The sequence below is a fragment of the Nocardiopsis sp. NPDC055879 genome, assembly GCF_053615935.1.
On the sequence record NZ_JBSHCT010000012.1, the window covers coordinates 29,015 to 41,791 of the forward strand.

Below are 12,777 nucleotides of genomic sequence, written 5' to 3' on the forward strand. Positions count from 1 at the left end.
GGAAAGCACGCGCTCTACCGCCTTCACCAGACACGGAGGCGAAGTCAGTCGGGTAGGTCGCCCAGACCGAAGTGGGGAAGCGCGGGGCCCAGGCCCTCGACCTCGACCGGAACCGTCCGGTGCTTTTCCCAGTCCTGCCTGGTCAACCGATACCGCAGTTCCCGGACCCGTTCGCCGCGCACCTGGACGTAGTGGACGCCATCCGGCCGATACCCCAGCTTTCGGGTGACGCCCTGGGACGCCAGGGACGTCTCGAACATGCCTGTGACCGCGTCCAGCGCGCCGAGTCCCTCGAACGCCAGGTGCAGGACGGCGGCGCGCATCTCGGTACCGATCCCACGTCCCTGCGCGCTCCGGGTCAGCCACGAACCGGTGCCCACCTGGCGCAGGATCGCGAAGTCCCTGGCCCTCATGTCCTGGATGCCGACCACACGGCCCTCGAACTCGACGATCCCGTTGAAGCACCACGACTCGGGTGTCCAGGACCCCAGGGTCCGCCAGTTGTGCTGGATCACGCCCTGGGCCAACCGCTTCGGAGGCTGGTCGGTCCAGGGGAACATGAACGGCATGGTGTCCGGGTCGTGGACTCCGGCCACGGCGGCCTCGGCCAGCGCCGCGAGGTCGGAGTCGGTCGGCATCCGCAACGTGAGTCGGGGCGTGGTCAGGCGTATCCCCATCGGGGGAAAGTGGTCGGCGATCATGTTCGGAGATTCTGCTGCCGCCGACACACTCTGTCACCTGGTTTTATCCGCTCAGCGCAAGAGTTCGGCGACGAGCTCCGCCAGCGCCTCTCCGGCCGTTTCCGGGGCGGCCGTCGCGTCTCGGACCTCCCACCCGCGCATGCCGGCCAGATGCGCCGGATGGGCGTAGGCGGGGTCGGTCAGCAGGTATCCACAGGGCGCGTCCGGCCAATCCGGGACGGTGGGCAGGTGCTCGCTCCGATAGGCGGCGGGTTCCTCGGCCGGGACGGGCAGGTCGGCCAACCCCTGAGTACGTGCGATCTCCGCGCGTGTGGGACTTCCGGGGCGTGGCAGTGGAGCGTCCATCAGCACGTAGCCCAGGACCGGACGGTGGGCGGCGCGCTGGGCGGCCCCCACCGCACCGAGCAGCGGGCCCGTGTCGCCCTGGGCCACCAGGACGATGGGCGCTTCCGTGGCGACCAGGCGGTTGATCTCCAGGCTGGCGAGGGCCACGTAGCGGGCGGCGTGCGGCGGGGTGTCGTCGCCGATCACCTCCGGCAGGACCGGGTGGTGTCCGGTGTCGGCGAGGGCCTTCTCCACTCCGGGCGGGGTGAGGGGCACACCGAGGGTGGGGGGCAGGAGGACGGCGATCACGCGACGCCGCTCCCGCGGGTCTCATCACGGACCCAGGACAGGTACTCGGAGTTTCCACCGGTGACCGGCACGGCGACGATCTCGGGCACGTCGTAGGGGTGCGCCTCCACCAGGTGGGCGACCAGGTCGTCCAGGCGGTCGGCGGCGGTCTTGACCACGACCATCCACTCCTCGTCGGATCGCACCTCGTTCTCCCAGCGGTAGAAGCTGCGGATGGGCCCGCTCACCTGCGCGCACGCCGCCAGGTGGTGTTCGACGACCGAACCGGCCAACCGTTCGGCCCCCTCTCGACCATCGACGGTGGTCTCCACCCTCATGACGTCTGTGCTCTGGGTCAAGGTCGCCTCCTTCGAGGTGGGATGCCAGGTCCGCGGACCCCCACCGGGTGTTCTAGGCTCACTGATCATGAACGAACGTGATGAACTCCTGCGCCAGATCAACGATAAGGCGGTCGTGCGCGGAAAGGTGACCCTCTCCTCCGGCAAGGAGGCCGACTACTACGTCGACCTGCGCCGGATCACCCTGGACGGGGAGGCCGCGCCGCTGGTCGGTTCGGTCCTGCTGGACACCGTCGCGGACCTGGAGTTCGACGCGGTGGGCGGTCTGACCCTGGGCGCGGACCCGGTGGCCACCGCCATGGTGCACGCCGCGCACGCGCGGGGTCGCAGGCTGGACGCCTTCGTGGTGCGCAAGGCGGGCAAGGCACATGGTCTGCAGCGTCGGATCGAGGGTCCCGACGTCGCGGGGCGTCGGGTGCTGGCGTTGGAGGACACCTCCACGACCGGCGGTTCGGTGCTGACCGCGGTGGAGGCCCTGCGAGAGGCCGGAGCCGAGGTGGTGGCGGTCGCGCTGATCGTGGACCGTGGCGCGCGTGCCCGCCTGGAGGAGGAGGGTCTGGAGTACCGGCCCGTCTTCGAGGTGTCCGACCTGGACGTGTGATCTCGGCGGGCGGGGTCCGGATCGACCCCGCCCCAGGACCCTCGAAGGAATCGAGTGCTCAAGGCTCAAGGGTTCGGTGGTCTCGGGGCGAATCAGGGGGTCAGGGTGAAGCTGTGGTCTGGGTCCTTGCCGGAGACGTCCTGTTCGACGCCGTTGACGTAGACCTCGACGGCGCTCGGGTCTCCGATGCTGACCTCAAGGCCCTGTGTGTTCTCCGCGTAGTGCACGGAGTTGCCCTGCTGTAGTTCCTGGTCCATGAGCACGTCGCCGCCGGGCACCCGGACGAACACGTCGCTCGACTCGCCCACCACACGTATGTACAGAGCGCCCATATCGCCGGAATCCACCGGCTCGGCCGCGGCCTCGGACGCGTTGGCGCTGACGCCCGCACCCGTTCCGGGCAGCGATCGGTACAAGAAGTACCCGCCGAGGGCCACCAGAGTGACCAATAGCAGGACGGCTCCGACGATGGCCATCACCTGGCCAACGCCTCGCGGATCATTCCTATGCCTTCCCACGGCGACGAATGTAGCGCGTATCACGGCAAAAAGCGACAGCAGTCATCTCGAAGCTCCTGCTTGCTCACATGGAGCCCCAAATCGGGATGCAATCCGTACTTCTCTCGTACCCCTCATGACGAGCGCCGTTCGCCCCCCGTAAGCTGCGGGTACGCCGACACCCCGGGACATTTTGGTCTAGACCTTTTCAACGGCTCCGGGGATTCGAGATACTTGTGACGACACCTGGTGGACGCACGCACGCACGGCCCGGTCCATGGGCCACCCCGACGGACGGGCTTCCACCGGGCACCGCATGTGGGGTCCCGCCGGCACGCGCAGTGCGGCACCGGCGGACGCTCGCTCCAGGCCGAACCAGGGAGAGTCAAGCCATGCCCATCGCCAGCCCCGAGGTCTACACCGAGATGCTGAGCCGCGCGAAGTCCGAGGGCTTCGCCTACCCGGCCATCAACGTGACCTCCAGCCAGACGCTGCACGCCGCCCTGCGCGGCTTCGCCGAGGCGGAGAGCGACGGCATCGTCCAGATTTCCACCGGAGGGGCCGAGTTCCTCTCCGGTGCCTCGGTCAAGGACATGGTCACCGGCTCGGTCGCCTTCGCCGAGTTCGCCCGCGTCGTCGCCGAGAAGTACCCGGTGAACATCGCCCTGCACACCGACCACTGCCCCAAGAACAAGCTCGACGGCTTCGTCCGTCCGCTGCTGGAGATCTCCAAGGAGCGCGTGGCCAAGGGCCAGGACCCGCTGTTCCAGTCGCACATGTGGGACGGTTCCGCGGTCGAGCTGGAGGAGAATCTCCAGATCGCCGAGGAGCTGCTCGCCTCCGCCAAGGAGGCCCGCATCATCCTGGAGATCGAGGTCGGTGTCGTCGGTGGTGAGGAGGACGGCATCGTCGGCGAGATCAACGAGAAGCTGTACAGCACCCCGGAGGACGCCCTGCGCACCGCCGAGGTCCTGGGCCTGGGCGAGAAGGGCTACTACATGACCGCCCTGACCTTCGGCAACGTGCACGGCGCCTACAAGCCGGGCTTCGTGAAGCTGCGCCCCGAGGTGCTGAAGAACGCCCAGGACGCCATCGCCGCCAAGCACGGCAAGACCAACGCCTTCGACTTCGTGTTCCACGGTGGATCCGGCTCCACCCTGGAAGAGATCCACGAGGCGATCGGCTACGGCGTGGTGAAGATGAACATCGACACCGACACGCAGTACGCCTTCACCCGCCCGATCGTCGACCACATCATGAAGAACTACGACGGTGTGCTCAAGATCGACGGTGAGATCGGCAGCAAGAAGCTCTACGACCCCCGCGCCTACGGCAAGGCCGCCGAGGTCGGCATGGCCGACCGCATCGCCCAGGCGGCCCAGCACCTGAAGTCCGCCGGCAACAAGATGAAGTAGGACCCCACGGCGTCGCCCCGTCGGCGGCCCGCACCGGTGCCCGGTGACCGTTGTCGGTCACCGGGCACCGGCTTTTCCGTACCGCGCCGACACCTGAACCTGGAATTCCCGGCACGGAGAATCCGACACCGCCTTTCACCGCGCATCGACACAAAAGGCACAGCGATCCGCCACTGATCCCGAACGTACGGTTACGCCCGATAGGTTTTCGGGGATTCCACCATCACGCCTCCCCGCGCGGAATGAGGAAACGTGAAAGACAGTGACCGTGGGCTACGCATCGCCGCCATTGGCGCACTCGTGATCGGTTCCATGCTCATCGGGTCATCGGTGGCCGGAACCGCCTGGGCCTCCTCTCCGGACGAAAGCGCGGTGGAGCGAACGTCGGCGGCCTGTGGTCTGGGCGCCGACAATCCCCGCGTTTCTGGTGGCACCATCTCCGGAAGCGGATCCCGGGCCGGTTGTGGTGGCACCGTGACCCTGACCGTCCAGGTACGCAAGCACCGCCCCGCCTGGCCCGACAAGGTCGTGGCCGAGACGAGCCGGACCGGGTTCTCCAACGGCTCTCTCACCGCCTCGGGTGGCTGCGACGGCAATGGCACCTACTTCACCGAGGCCAGGAGTTCGAGCGGTAACAAACTGTCGTCCGGAAGGGTCAACAGGTGCTGACCGGAATTCGTTTCCGGTTCCCTCTCCTCGCGAATGGAAATGGACGGACCCATGCGGGTCACCCTTGAGGGACTGGACTTCGGCTATCGAGGTCGCCAGAAGGTCCTGAACGACCTGACCTGGACCCTGGAGCCCGGTGTCACCGGGCTCCTCGGGCCGAACGGGGCGGGCAAGACCACCCTGCTCTCGCTCATCGTGACGTTGCTCCCCGTGCGTGAGGGACGCCTCTTCATCGGGGAACACGACCTGTCCACCACGGTCGGCCGGTCCCGGGCCCGTCGAACGCTGGGGTTCGTACCCCAGCGTTTCTCCCTGGCCGGTGAGCTGACCGTGGCGGACACGGTCGCGTACGCGGCATGGGCGCACGGACTGGGTCGGCGCGAGTGCGGGCCGGCGGCGCTACGGGCACTGGAGTCCGTCGACCTGTCCGACCTCGCCGACCGGCCCACACGCACCCTTTCCGGTGGTCAGCGTCAGCGCGTCGGCATCGCCGCGGCACTGGCCCACGATCCTCGGGTCCTGGTCCTGGACGAGCCCACGGCCGGGCTCGACCCCGGACAACGGCTCCGCGTGCGCGAGGTCGTCGCCGGGTTGGGCGAGGACCGGACCGTACTGGTCTCCACGCATCTCATCGAGGACGTCGCACACCTGTGCTCCCGCGTCGGGGTACTCGCGGGCGGACGGATCGAGTTCCACGGCACCTTCCCGGAGCTGAAGGCGCTCATCGAGGACGGTTCCGCGGGAAGCCCCTACGGTTCCGAGTTCGAGCGGGCATACGACCGGCTGATCGAGCAGGTCGGGGAGGGTCCGTGACCACGTTCCGAGGTCGGGTGAAGGCGTCCGCGCTCTTCTGGCCGCTCCCACCGCTCCTGTGCCTGGCCCCGGCCGGCCTGATCCTCGCCCTGACCCTCGCCGGGACCTGGAGCACACTCTCCTGGAGAGCCCTGGACTGGGTGTACCTCTCCGGCCAAGTGGGGGCCCAGGCCCGGCTGCCGGTCGTGGTGGCGGCCGGGACCGCGGCCCTGGTGGCGGCCAGGTTCACCCGGGCGAGCCTGGTCTTCGCCCAACCCTGGCAGCCCCGTCTGGGACGGGACGTTCCGCTGCGGCACGCGCTACTGCTCACCGGGTGGTGCCTGGGCGCCTACCTCGTGGGACTGATCCCACTGACCGTCGCGGTCGCCACGCATGGTGCGGGAGTGGTCAGCCCCATACCGGTGCTGGGCGCCCTGGCGGGTTTCGTGGCGCTCACCCTGCTCGGCTACCTGTGCGGGCTGTTCGCGCGCGGGCTGTTCGGCGTCCCCGTGGCGATCGCCACGGTCTTCGTGCTCACCGCCCTACCGATGGTCGCCGACCCCTGGACGGCGACGTCCCTCCAACTCCCGTTCGTGCCCTTCGTGGGCATGCGGGAGAGCGTTCCGCTCGGTTCCTACCGACTGGGGTTCTTCCTTCTGGCGGTGACCATCGCGGCATGGACGACCGCCTGGTTCCTACGTGTCCCCCGGCGGTTCTCGGTCCCGCACGTGTCGGGGGTCGTGCTCCTGGCCTCGGCCTCGCTCCTGCCCCACCTGTACACGTTCCCGCTCCTGGCCTACGCCCAGGACGGAGACGAGGTCTGCTCGGAGCGCGACGGGATCCGCTACTGCGTACACGAGGGGCACGCGGACGAACTCGCTCTGATCATCGACCTGGCCGCCCCGGTCTTCGCCGCCCATGGGCAGGCCGACGCCGTCCCGAACGAGGTTCGCGACCACGGTCTGGCCACCGGAGACGGCGAAGTACTCGATGGTCCCGCTCACGGAGTGCTCTGGATGCGCGTCCATCCAGGTTGGGATCCGTACCGACAGGTGCCCGGAGACGCGGCCGCGTGGCTGGTACCGGACCTGTTCGTGTGCGGTTCCGAGGGTGTGGCCGCCACGGACCGGAACGCGCGGGCCCGAGAACGGAGGGCGGCCGTGATAACGGGGCTTCAGGCCTGGCTCGCTTCGCGGGCGTTCGAGGGCGACACCTCCGAGGACGGCCTGTTCGCCGATGCCGACCCCGACGAGGTCCGTGCGTGGATCGCCCGGGACGGGGACCGTCTGGCCGCGTGTGAGGTGGAGCCGGAGGAACTGCCGTGGTGACCGTGACGCTGCGCCCTTCCCTGCTTCCGATGCTCGTCGCACTGGTCTCGGCCATCGTGGCGACGGCGCTCGGCCTGGCCCTGACCGGGGCCGTGGTTCCGATAGCGGTGTTCGACTGGCCCAACGAGGAACAACGAATCCCCATCGCCGAACTGTTGTGCGTGTGCGCGGCCACGGCGGGCGCCTGGGCGAACCGCCCACGCCTGTGGGAGTGGGAGCGGCTGGGCGGGACCCGGACACGGGCCAGGGCGGCCGCGGTGGCCGCGCTCGGCGTACTGCTGTCCACGACCGTGGCACCGGCGCTGCTGTCGACCACGGCGGATGCCCAGAACTCGTGGTTCCTGGTCACGAACGTCCTGCTGGCGGTCTCGGCCGTGTACCTGCTGGCGCCCTTCCTGAACGCGGTGCCCTCCGGGCTGCTCGTTCTCGTCGGGATCCTCCTGGGAGCGGCGGCCTGCAACATGGTTCCCGGCCTGTACCGGGTGAGCCCGTACGCGTACGTGGGTTCCGACGGTTGGCGGGCCCCGGACCTCCTACCCGGGGCGACCGTTCCGGCGCTGGCGGTCGGCCTCGCCGTGGCCGCGGTGGCCGCGCACGCGGTGACGCACGGCTCCACCGCTCGGGCTCGGTGGCGGGGAGCGGAATCGAACTGACCTCGATGGCAGGATGGGACGTATGAACCTGCACCAGAACCTGCTGAACGAGCCGCCCGAGACACGTCTGGCCGAGGACACCGAAGCCCGCGACGCCCTGGCCGCGGCCGACGACCCCACCCCGGTCGCCGGCCGCTTCCCGTCCTACTCCGCAGCCTGGGCGCGCCTGGCCGAGCTGGCCCTGGCCGACGGAAGGCCGGTGGCCGCCTACGCCTACGCCCGCACCGGCTACCACCGGGGGCTGGACCAGCTGCGCCGTTCCGGTTGGAAGGGGCACGGACCGATCCCGTGGGAGCACGAGCCCAACCGCGGCTTCCTGCGCGCGCTGCACTCTCTGGGCAAGGCGTCCGAGGCGATCGGCGACGCCGAGGAGGCCGAGCGCTGCTCGACCTTCCTGCGCGAGTCCAGCCCCGAGGCGGACGAGGCCCTCAACGGCTGAGGTGAGCACGGGGAGAAGGGATCCGGTCCCTTCTCCCCCGCACCATCCGGCACCACCGAACGGCGCGTCCCAGACGCCCCGAGGCGCACCTGACCAGGATCCACCGGTCGTGTACCCTCAATACGCAACGGCCCCTGTCGCTGCCTTGCGCCAGGGGTTGATCCATGTCCGGGGTGGGAAAAGCCCCGTTCAGGTATCGAGCGAAGAGGTAGAGATCAATGCCGGCGATCACGCTCGTGGGTGCCCAGTGGGGCGACGAGGGCAAGGGCAAGGCCACCGACCTGGTCGGTGGGCAGGTGGACTATGTGGTCCGTTACCAGGGTGGCAACAACGCCGGGCACACGGTGGTCATCGGGGACCAGAAGTACGCCCTGCACCTGCTGCCCTCCGGCATCCTCTCCCCCAACGTCGTACCCGTCATCGCCAACGGCGTCGTCATCGACCCCGGGGTTCTGTTCGAGGAGCTGCGCGGCCTGCAGGAGCGGAACGTGGACACGTCCCGGCTGCTCATCTCGGCCAACGCGCACCTGATCATGCCCTACCACCGGGCCCTCGACAAGGTCAGCGAGCGCTTCCTGGGCAAGGGCAAGATCGGCACCACCGGCCGCGGCATCGGCCCGGCCTACGCCGACAAGGTCTCCCGCCAGGGCGTGCGCGTCCAGGACATGTTCGACGCCAAGATCCTTCGTAAGAAGATCGAGCTCGCCCTCCACGACAAGAACCAGCTCCTCACCAAGGTGTACAACCGGCGTGCCCTGGAGGCCGAGCCGATCATCGAGGAGTACCTGGGCTACGCCGAGCAGCTGCGTCCCTACGTCGCCGACACCTCCCTGATCCTCAACAAGGCGCTGGACGAGGACAAGACCGTCTACCTCGAAGGTTCCCAGGGCACCCTCCTGGACATCGACCACGGCACCTACCCGTTCGTCACCTCCTCCTCCCCCACCGCCGGCGGTGCCGCCGCGGGCGCGGGCATCGGCCCCAACCGCATCTCCAAGGTCGTCGGCATCCTGAAGGCCTACACCACCCGTGTCGGCTCCGGCCCGTTCCCGACCGAGCTCCACGATGAGCAGGGCGAGTGGCTGCGCACCCAGGGCGGCGAGTACGGCGTGACCACCGGACGCAACCGCCGGTGCGGCTGGTTCGACGCTCCGATCGCCCGCTACGCCACCCGTGTCAACGGCGTCACCGACTTCTTCCTGACCAAGCTCGACGTCCTCACCGGTCTGGAGCGCATCCCCGTGTGCGTGGCCTACGACGTCGACGGGGTCCGCCACGACGAGATCCCGATGACGCAGACCGACTTCCACCACGCCACCCCGATCTACGAGTACTTCGACGGGTGGTCCGAGGACATCACGGCCGTCCGGGAATTCGACGAACTCCCCAAGAACGCACAGTCGTACGTGCGTACTCTGGAGGAGATGGCGGGGGCACCGATCTCCGCCATCGGTGTCGGCCCCGGGCGTGACGAGACCCTCGCACTGCGCTCGCTGGTCTGATCCGGCGACCATCGTCCTTCCTCCATACAGAAGAAGAGGCCCCCTTCAGTGAAAGCCCTCGTTCTCGGCGGCGGAGGCCGCGAACACGCACTCGTCCGTGCCCTCTCCCTTGACCCGGGCGTCACCAGCATCCACAGCGCCCCCGGCAACCCGGGCATCTCCGACCTGGCCGAGAACCACGTGATCAACGTGACCGACGGGTTGGCCGTGACCGAGCTCGCCGCGCGTATCCGCACCGAGCTGGTCGTGATCGGTCCGGAGGCCCCGCTGGTGGCGGGCGTGGCCGACGCGCTGCGCGACCGCGGCATTCCGGTGTTCGGTCCCGACAAGGAGGCCGCTCGGCTGGAGGGGTCCAAGGCCTTCGCCAAGGAGGTCATGGAGGCCGCGGGGGTGCCCACGGCCAAGGCCCGCGTGTGCCGTACCGCCGGTCAGGTCTCCGATGCCCTCGACGAGTTCGGGGCGCCCTACGTCGTCAAGAACGACGGGCTGGCCGCCGGCAAGGGCGTCGTGGTGACCGAGGACCGCGCCGTCGCCGAACAGCACGCCCGGGAGTGCGGTCGGGTCGTCATCGAGGAGTACCTCGACGGGCCCGAGGTGTCGCTGTTCGTACTCACCGACGGCGCGCACGCGCTGCCGCTGCTGCCGGCCCAGGACTTCAAGCGCGCCCACGACGGCGACCAGGGTCCCAACACCGGTGGGATGGGCTCCTACTCCCCCGTGCCGTGGGCGCCCGCCGGGCTGGTGGACGAGGTCATGGAGTCGGTCGTGCGACCGACCGTGTCCGAGATGAACCGGCGCGGCCACCGCTACCAGGGGTTGCTCTACGTCGGCCTGGCCCTGACCTCGAAGGGTCTGCGCGTGGTGGAGTTCAACGCGCGCTTCGGCGACCCGGAGACCCAGGTCGTACTGGACCGGCTGGCCACCCCGCTCGGCGCGGTCCTGCAGGCCACCGACACCGGTGGGCTGGGTTCGATCGGTTCGTTGCAGTGGAAGTCGGGCGCGGCGGTCTCCGTCGTGATCGCCGCCGAGAGCTACCCGGGCGACCCGGTCAAGGGCGACCTCATCGGTGGTCTGGACGCCGCCAACGCCTTGGAGGGTGCCTACGTGCTGCACGCGGGCACCGCCTGGGACGGTGTACGCGACGTCAAGTCCAACGGTGGTCGAGTGCTGAACGTGGTGGGCACCGGCACGGACCTGCGTCAGGCCCGTGAGCGCGCCTACGAGGCGGCGAGCCGGATCGAACTGCGCGGTTCCTTCTACCGTTCCGACATCGCCGAGCGCGCCGCCGCCGAACTCTGATTCGGGTTCCCGCGCGGCGGGACGACGTGACGGGCCCTGGGCGGTCGCCGAGGGCCCGTCTTCGCGGGACGCCGATGGGACCGTGCCGCGAACACACCCCCACCAGAACTTCCGGACGACGTGGTGGAACGCACTCTGTCCCGTTACATGGAGATCTACGAGCGGTTGACCGGCACGGAATCGTGCGTGTGAGCCGAAACGCGGGGGTGATTCGGCCCACGCAGGCGCCGATCGAGGTTCGGGAGCACGTATGGTGGATCGAGTTGTGCACGACGCCGAGGTAAACGGTGTCCCATACGCACGACCCCTGGTCTCTCCCTCAGGCGTAACGCCTCTTTGGGCGTTTGTGGGACTCTATCCGTGATCTGCGGGTATACCACGTTTTGGGCCGGTGCCCGCCGACCCTTGCTATAGAGTCATCGCGAACCTACCGGTTCACTGGCCGCGCAGGTCACGCGCAAGTTGGTCGCAACGTTCCAGGGGAAACCCGCGTCTAAACCCACATAGGCGAACCCGACGAGGGTGACCTTTTTTCACATCTGCCTCACGAAGGAGCACATGAGCATGGGCCAGGAGGTTCGTTACCGCGTCCGCGGCGGACGCCCCCTCAGCGGAACGGCGTTCATCCAAGGCGCGAAGAACGCCGTCCTGCCGATGATCGGGGCCGCCCTGTTGGCGTCCAAAGGACGTACCGTTCTGAGGAACGTCCCCGTCATCGAGGATGTGTACCGCGCGCTCGAACTCGCCGAACACGTAGGCGCCAAGGTCGCGTTCCACGAGGCCGAGCGCACCGTCGTGATCGACGCGTCCGGGCTCAATGACCCCGAGAAGGCGGTCCTGCCCGCCGAGATCGCGGCCCGCTTCCGTGGCTCCGTGCTCTTCGTTCCGGCCCTGATGCACCGCACCGGCAGTGCGCGCATCGAGGGCGTCGGCGGTTGCAACCTCGGCAGCCGCAACCTTGACTTCCACTACCGCGGTTTCGCGCGTCTGGGCGCCGAGGTCACCGAGGACCTTGAGCGCAACCACATCAACGTGGAGGCGAGCAAGCTCCGCGGCGGCCGGCTGTACCTGGACACCCCGTCCCACACCGGCACCGAGAACCTCATCATGGCCGCCGTGCTGGCTCCCGGCACCACCGTGATCGAGCACGCGGCCCTTGAGCCCGAGGTCCTGGACGTCATCGACTTCCTCAGCGCCATGGGCGCGAAGATCAGCGGTGGCGGTACCGGTCTGATCACCGTCGAGGGCGTCAAGGAGCTCACCGCCGTCGAGCACAGCATCATGGCCGACCGCATCGACGCCGGCGTGTTCGCGATGACCGTCGCCGCCACCGGTGGCGAGGTCAGCCTGGTGGGTGCCAACCTGGACCACCTGGGTGTGGCCCGTTGGAAGCTCGAGCAGATGGGTGTGGGCTTCTCCCAGGAGGGTGCGGTCCTGCACGTCCAGAGGGACCCGTCCGTGCCGCTGCGCCCGATCAACGCGGTGACCTCGCCGTTCCCGGGCTTCGCCACGGACCTCCAGTCGCCGCTGATGGCCCTGGCCACCCTGGCCGAGGGTGAGAGCTACATCCACGAGGCCATCTACGACGGTCGCTTCGCGCTGGCGGACGAGCTCAACAAGATGGGCGCCAAGATCGAGGTCGAGGGCACCCGCGCCATCGTGCACGGTTCCACGAACCTGCGCGGCGCCGAGGTGATCGCCCACGACCTGCGGACCGGTGCCGCTCTGGTTCTCGCCGGACTGGTCGCCGAAGGTGAGACAATCGTTGCGCCTGGTTATCTGGTGGACCGCGGTCACTCTCAGTTCGCGCAGCGACTCGCCGCGCTAGGCGGGGACGTGGAGCGCGTCACCGGCTCGTAAAGAGTCGTTCGCGCAGTTCAAGCCGGGGTGGGGGGCTTCCCTCCACCCGG

At 68.8% G+C, this 12,777-nt stretch carries 14 protein-coding genes and 1 pseudogene; 11 read left to right on the forward strand and 4 right to left on the reverse strand.

The window, feature by feature from the left end; all coding sequences use genetic code 11:
- Window positions 1–44 precede the first annotated feature (44 nt).
- The 3 genes from ACWGKS_RS15770 to cutA are packed head-to-tail and all read right to left on the reverse strand — an operon-like array spanning window position 45 to window position 1,672.
- Entirely contained in the window at window positions 45–701 is a 657-nt protein-coding gene (locus ACWGKS_RS15770; protein WP_452456157.1) for a GNAT family N-acetyltransferase, read from the reverse strand.
- A 51-nt stretch (window positions 702–752) separates the two neighbouring features.
- Window positions 753–1,334 (reverse strand): hypothetical protein, encoded by a 582-nt coding sequence (locus tag ACWGKS_RS15775; protein ID WP_358512983.1) that lies wholly within the window; start codon window positions 1,332–1,334, stop codon window positions 753–755.
- Window positions 1,331–1,672 (reverse strand): divalent-cation tolerance protein CutA, encoded by a 342-nt coding sequence (gene cutA, locus ACWGKS_RS15780; protein ID WP_452522975.1) that lies wholly within the window; start codon window positions 1,670–1,672, stop codon window positions 1,331–1,333. Before cutA ends, ACWGKS_RS15775 begins: the two co-directional genes overlap by 4 nt.
- A 67-nt stretch (window positions 1,673–1,739) precedes the next feature.
- On the opposite strand from cutA, the gene pyrE reads away from it, so the two are divergent.
- Entirely contained in the window at window positions 1,740–2,273 is a 534-nt protein-coding gene (gene pyrE / locus ACWGKS_RS15785; protein WP_358512987.1) for an orotate phosphoribosyltransferase, read from the forward strand.
- Window positions 2,274–2,365: 92 nt separating this feature from the next.
- Here pyrE and ACWGKS_RS15790 read toward each other — a convergent pair whose 3' ends face one another.
- Window positions 2,366–2,749, reverse strand: coding sequence for a RodZ domain-containing protein (locus ACWGKS_RS15790; RefSeq protein ID WP_358512989.1), 384 nt, complete (start codon window positions 2,747–2,749; stop codon window positions 2,366–2,368).
- Between the two features lie 413 nt (window positions 2,750–3,162).
- Here ACWGKS_RS15790 and fbaA point away from each other — a divergent pair, with 413 nt between their 5' ends.
- The 10 genes and pseudogenes from fbaA (at window position 3,163) to murA (ending at window position 12,727) form a co-directional block, all read left to right on the forward strand.
- Entirely contained in the window at window positions 3,163–4,185 is a 1,023-nt protein-coding gene (gene fbaA, locus ACWGKS_RS15795) for a class II fructose-bisphosphate aldolase (RefSeq protein ID WP_358512991.1), read from the forward strand.
- A 252-nt stretch (window positions 4,186–4,437) separates the two neighbouring features.
- Window positions 4,438–4,854, forward strand: a complete 417-nt coding sequence (locus tag ACWGKS_RS15800; RefSeq protein WP_358512993.1) for a hypothetical protein — start codon at window positions 4,438–4,440, stop codon at window positions 4,852–4,854.
- 51 nt (window positions 4,855–4,905) lie between these two features.
- On the forward strand, window positions 4,906–5,667 hold the full coding sequence (locus ACWGKS_RS15805; RefSeq protein WP_452522978.1) for an ABC transporter ATP-binding protein: 762 nt from the start codon (window positions 4,906–4,908) through the stop codon (window positions 5,665–5,667).
- Window positions 5,664–6,974 (forward strand): ABC transporter permease, encoded by a 1,311-nt coding sequence (locus ACWGKS_RS15810; protein WP_452522980.1) that lies wholly within the window; start codon window positions 5,664–5,666, stop codon window positions 6,972–6,974. The genes ACWGKS_RS15805 and ACWGKS_RS15810 overlap by 4 nt, the downstream gene beginning before the upstream one ends.
- The gene (locus tag ACWGKS_RS15815) at window positions 6,968–7,627 is read left to right on the forward strand and encodes a hypothetical protein (protein WP_452522982.1); all 660 of its coding nucleotides are present in this window, start codon (window positions 6,968–6,970) and stop codon (window positions 7,625–7,627) included. The genes ACWGKS_RS15810 and ACWGKS_RS15815 overlap by 7 nt, the downstream gene beginning before the upstream one ends.
- A 22-nt stretch (window positions 7,628–7,649) precedes the next feature.
- Window positions 7,650–8,066, forward strand: a complete 417-nt coding sequence (locus ACWGKS_RS15820) for a DUF3151 domain-containing protein (RefSeq protein ID WP_358513001.1) — start codon at window positions 7,650–7,652, stop codon at window positions 8,064–8,066.
- Between the two features lie 218 nt (window positions 8,067–8,284).
- Window positions 8,285–9,568: an adenylosuccinate synthase gene (locus ACWGKS_RS15825; RefSeq protein WP_067605670.1), complete on the forward strand. Its 1,284-nt coding sequence runs from the start codon at window positions 8,285–8,287 to the stop codon at window positions 9,566–9,568.
- 48 nt (window positions 9,569–9,616) lie between these two features.
- A complete protein-coding gene (gene purD, locus ACWGKS_RS15830; RefSeq protein WP_452522985.1) occupies window positions 9,617–10,867 on the forward strand; it encodes a phosphoribosylamine--glycine ligase in 1,251 nt (416 codons plus the stop codon).
- Between the two features lie 75 nt (window positions 10,868–10,942).
- Window positions 10,943–11,059 (forward strand): annotated as a pseudogene (locus tag ACWGKS_RS15835) (phosphoribosylaminoimidazolesuccinocarboxamide synthase); the annotation flags it as partial.
- A gap of 372 nt (window positions 11,060–11,431) precedes the next feature.
- On the forward strand, window positions 11,432–12,727 hold the full coding sequence (murA, locus tag ACWGKS_RS15840; RefSeq protein WP_358513020.1) for a UDP-N-acetylglucosamine 1-carboxyvinyltransferase: 1,296 nt from the start codon (window positions 11,432–11,434) through the stop codon (window positions 12,725–12,727).
- The last annotated feature ends 50 nt before the right edge of the window (window positions 12,728–12,777 follow it).

Bases quoted from the DNA above. Each gene is read 5' to 3' on its own strand.
- ACWGKS_RS15820 (WP_358513001.1), top strand. From the start codon at position 7,650: ATGAACCTGCACCAGAACCTGCTGAACGAGCCGCCCGAGACACGTCTG.
- murA (WP_358513020.1), top strand. From the start codon at position 11,432: ATGGGCCAGGAGGTTCGTTACCGCGTCCGCGGCGGACGCCCCCTCAGC.
- fbaA (WP_358512991.1), top strand. From the start codon at position 3,163: ATGCCCATCGCCAGCCCCGAGGTCTACACCGAGATGCTGAGCCGCGCG.
- ACWGKS_RS15825 (WP_067605670.1), top strand. From the start codon at position 8,285: ATGCCGGCGATCACGCTCGTGGGTGCCCAGTGGGGCGACGAGGGCAAG.
- pyrE (WP_358512987.1), top strand. From the start codon at position 1,740: ATGAACGAACGTGATGAACTCCTGCGCCAGATCAACGATAAGGCGGTC.
- ACWGKS_RS15805 (WP_452522978.1), top strand. From the start codon at position 4,906: ATGCGGGTCACCCTTGAGGGACTGGACTTCGGCTATCGAGGTCGCCAG.
- ACWGKS_RS15770 (WP_452456157.1), bottom strand. From the start codon at position 701: ATGATCGCCGACCACTTTCCCCCGATGGGGATACGCCTGACCACGCCC.
- ACWGKS_RS15790 (WP_358512989.1), bottom strand. From the start codon at position 2,749: ATGGCCATCGTCGGAGCCGTCCTGCTATTGGTCACTCTGGTGGCCCTC.